The organism is Desulfolutivibrio sp., from assembly GCF_036584575.1.
GTDB lineage: Bacteria > Desulfobacterota > Desulfovibrionia > Desulfovibrionales > Desulfovibrionaceae > Desulfolutivibrio.
The window spans coordinates 1-3,736 of sequence record NZ_JAZHDB010000121.1 but is presented as its reverse complement, the minus strand read 5'-3'; the positions used below and the strand labels follow the sequence as shown (position 1 = coordinate 3,736).

Genomic DNA, 3,736 nt, shown 5'->3' with positions numbered 1-3,736 from the left:
TGAGAAAAACAAACCCGAAGATCTTCAGGCTCAACGCCAGGGCCGGGGATATCGAAGGCGCTCGTCCAGGGACTCGGACAGGCGTCCGGGGCTGGCCGGGAGGGCCGCATCGCCGTGGCGGCGCGCGGCGGCCTGACGGGCCATGGCGGAGGCCTCGGCGTCGGGGAGGCCCGAGGCGTGGCGATAGATGGTGTACAAAAGGGAGCGGCCGTAATCGAATTTCCGCTCGTCTCCGATCCGTGGTGTCTTTTCCGGCGCCAACATGGGGAAACCTCCCGCCAGGGTGCATGATCCGGCCCGGCCGCCTGTCCCGCCCGCGGGACGAGGGACGTAAAGCAAACCCCGGGCCACTGTGACCGGCCAGGGTGTACGCGGGATTTCACGGGGAGGGATGACGGGCCTACGACATTTTTGTCGCATCAAGCGACACTTTCGCAGGCCCCGCCTGTCCGGGCGGCAGGCCCGGGGCCGGGCGGGACCACAGGGGGATGACGGATCAGACGGACGGGGCCACGGCGGCCATGATCCGGGCGAACACCCCGTCGATGTCCAGATCCGAGGTGTCGATGATCACCGCGTCCGGGGCGGGCCGAAGGGGGGCCTCGGCCCGGGTGCGGTCCTGGGCGTCGCGACGGGTGATGTCGGCCAGGATGGCGGCGAGGTCGGCGGGCTGGCCCATGGCCGCCAGTTGCTCGACCCGCCTGACGGCGCGCACCTGTGGCGAGGCGTCCAGAAAAATCTTATGGGCCGCGGCCGGAAAGACCACCGTGCCCATGTCCCGGCCCTCAGCCACCAGCGAGACGCCCCGGCCGATGCGCTGCTGGGCCTGGAGCAAAACGGCCCGCACCTCGGGCCGGGTGGCCAGGGTGGAGGCGGCGTAGGCCACGGCCTCGGTGCGGATCTCGTCGCCGACGGGCGCGCCATCCACCAAAAGCGCCGTGTCCGCGCCGATCCCGCGCAGGGAGAAGTCCAGGCCGCCGATGCGTCCGGAGACGGCCTCCGTAGGGGTGTCGGCGGACACCGGCGAAAGGCGCAGGGCCAGGACGCGGAACATGGCCCCGGTGTCCAGATAGGCCACGCCCATGGCCTGGGCCACCCGCTTGGCCAGGGTGGTCTTGCCCACCCCGGCCGGGCCGTCGATGGTCACCACCAAGGGCGTCATGCGCCGCCCGCCTGATCGGCATGTCCCAAAATCTCCCGCATGGCCGTCACGAAGACCGCGTTCTCCTCGTCCGAGCCAAGGCTCGCCCGCAGCCTGTCCGGCAGGCCGTAGCTGGCCAGGGGCCGCACGATGACGCCCCGGACGAGCAGTTCCTCGAAAACCCGGGCGGCGGCCAGGGGCGGGGTGAACATGAGGAAGTTGGCCATGGAGGGACAGACCTGGCAGCCCATCCCGGTCAGGGCCGCGGCCACGCTGGCCCGGCCGCGCAGCACGGTCTCCCGGGTGGCCGCGATGAAATGGCCGTCCTGCATGGCGGCCAGTCCGGCGGCCTCGGCCATGAGGTTGACGCTAAACGGCAGCCGCACCCGACGCAGATAGTCGGCCAGGGCCGGGGACATGGCCCCGAATCCCAGGCGCAGCCCGGCCAGGCCGTACATCTTGGAAAAGGTGCGCAACACGGCCACATTGGGAAAAGCTTTCAGGCGCGGCAACAGGGTATAGTCCTCGGCCGGTTCGGCGAAGTCGGCATAGGCCTCGTCCACCACCAGGATGGTCCGGGCGGGCAGGCGACCGGCCAGGGCGGCCAGCTCGTCGGCGGGCACGGCGCGCCCCGAGGGGTTGTCCGGGTTGGTGACGAACACCAGGGCCGTGTTGTCGTCCACCACGGACAAAAGGGCCTCGAAATCGAAGGAGAAATCCCCGGCCAGGGGAACCTGGCGCATGGCCACGCCGCACAGCCGCGACTGATGCACGTAGATGGAAAAACAAGGGTTGAAGGCCACCACGTTGTCCCGGCCGGGCCGGGCCGCGATCCGGATCAACAGGTCGATGATCTCGTCCGATCCGTTGCCCGCCACCACCCCGGCCGGGTCCAGGCCGAAATGGTCGGCGATGCCCGCGGTCAGGGCCGGGTTGCCGCCCCGGGGATAGCGGAAGGCCAGGGGGGCCGTGCGCTCAAGGGCGCGCACCACCAGGGGCGAGACGCCCAGGGGATTTTCGTTGCTGGCGAGTTTTATGACCCGGGCCAGCCCGTATTTCTCCCGGATTTCATCAATGGACAACCCGGGCGCATAGGGCGTGAACCCACGCACCTCGTCCCGGACAAACGGCAGATCGGACATGACGGCAGCCCCCCGCGATAATGGTGCAGACAAGGCGCGGGAAGTTACCGCCAAAGCGGCGGATGGTAAAGGGCGTCGCGACAGTCGGCAACGCCCCCGGCGGCTATTTCCCTGCAGGTTCCGGCCGGATGGTCAGCACCGGGCAGGGGGCGCTCTTGACCACCTTCTCGGCCACGGACCCGAACAGAATGCGGTCGATGCCCTTGCGGCCGTGGGTGCCCATGACCAAAAGGTCGGCCTTCTCGCTTTTGACGGCGGCCAGGATCTCCTCGGCGGCATAGCCTGTGAGCACCTTGCCGGTGCAGGCGACGCCTTCGAAGCGCTTGGCCACGAACTCCTCCATGGTGGTGTCCGCCCCGGCCACGATCTCGCCCACGAAATTCTCGATGGAGCTCGGCGGCACATGGAACCCCAGGTATTCGCTCAGGGACGGGGCCACGTACAGGCACAGCACCTTGGCCCCGAAGGCCCTGGCCAGGGTGGCCGCATAGTCCGCCACATGGGGACTGTGTTCCGAAAAATCCACGGCGCACAAAATTTTTTCGATCTTGGCCATGCCTTCGTCTCCTTTTTGTCCGCGCCAGGCGGGCGTGATAAAGTTTTTGCCGCAGGCGTCGAAAAGATCAGCACGGGGCCGCATGTTGTATGCCCAATCCGGGGGAAATAGACAAGCCGCCCGCCAGGGCCTATACGTGCAGCAAAGTCCGGGCGGGCATCCGGCCAGGGAAAATTCTTCCCCGCCCCTGCCGCAAATTTCCAATGATTTCAGTGCAAAAACTTGCACACCACTTGGCAGGATACTTGCTAGGAAAAAGCAAAACGTCGCAGCGAGGTGAAGGCCATGAAGATCACGCAGGAACAGATAAACGCTCTGCGGCAGGCCGACAGCCAGGACCAATCCAGGACGACAGCGGAGGCCGGAGTCTTTGAGAACCTGCTGAACCGGGAAGTCCAGGGAATCGAGGCACAGGACGCAGGCACGATCTCCGCGCCGCCCATCGGCGGCGGGATGCATGAGATCGCCTCCCTGCTTCAAGCCGAGGGCGCGACCCCGGCCCAGGATCTGACAGAAAAAGAGCGCACGGCCATGGAAAACGTGGATAGCTTGCTGACCGAATGGGAAAATTATGCCGACCAGCTGGCCTCGGGCAGCCAGGAAGGCGGACTGCGCGAGGCCTACGGCGTGCTTGAGCACATCGAAAGCGGCGTGCAAAAGCTCAAGCAGGACTGGCCGGACATGTCCGAGGACAATCCCGGCATGGGCTCTCTGGTCAATGAACTGGAAGTGATGGCCGTGACCGAAAAGATCAAGTTCAACCGGGGCGACTACATCTAGCCCCATCCGCACGCCTCAGACCGGCCCGGCGGGTTGGATCGGCCTTGTGCCGCATCCGTCGGGCCGACAGCCCCCGCTTCAGTCGCCCCGCCTCCCCATCGGCCCGCCCCTGCGGGC

At 67.0% G+C, this 3,736-nt stretch carries 5 protein-coding genes; 1 reads left to right on the top strand and 4 read right to left on the bottom strand.

The features are described from left to right. Positions 1 to 30: 30 nt before the first annotated feature. From V3572_RS09520 to V3572_RS09505, 4 genes are all read right to left on the bottom strand, one after another. Complete coding sequence (locus V3572_RS09520; RefSeq protein ID WP_332110760.1) at positions 31 to 264, bottom strand: hypothetical protein; 234 nt, start codon at positions 262 to 264, stop codon at positions 31 to 33. Positions 265 to 496: 232 nt separating this feature from the next. Continuing rightward, the gene (gene cmk / locus V3572_RS09515) at positions 497 to 1,162 is read right to left on the bottom strand and encodes a (d)CMP kinase (protein ID WP_332110759.1); all 666 of its coding nucleotides are present in this window, start codon (positions 1,160 to 1,162) and stop codon (positions 497 to 499) included. After that, the gene (hisC, locus tag V3572_RS09510; protein ID WP_332110758.1) at positions 1,159 to 2,283 is read right to left on the bottom strand and encodes a histidinol-phosphate transaminase; all 1,125 of its coding nucleotides are present in this window, start codon (positions 2,281 to 2,283) and stop codon (positions 1,159 to 1,161) included. Before hisC ends, cmk begins: the two co-directional genes overlap by 4 nt. A 103-nt stretch (positions 2,284 to 2,386) precedes the next feature. Next, positions 2,387 to 2,839: a universal stress protein gene (locus V3572_RS09505; protein ID WP_332110757.1), complete on the bottom strand. Its 453-nt coding sequence runs from the start codon at positions 2,837 to 2,839 to the stop codon at positions 2,387 to 2,389. A 285-nt stretch (positions 2,840 to 3,124) separates the two neighbouring features. On the opposite strand from V3572_RS09505, the gene V3572_RS09500 reads away from it, so the two are divergent. Beyond that, entirely contained in the window at positions 3,125 to 3,619 is a 495-nt protein-coding gene (locus V3572_RS09500) for a hypothetical protein (protein ID WP_332110756.1), read from the top strand. Positions 3,620 to 3,736 lie beyond the last annotated feature (117 nt).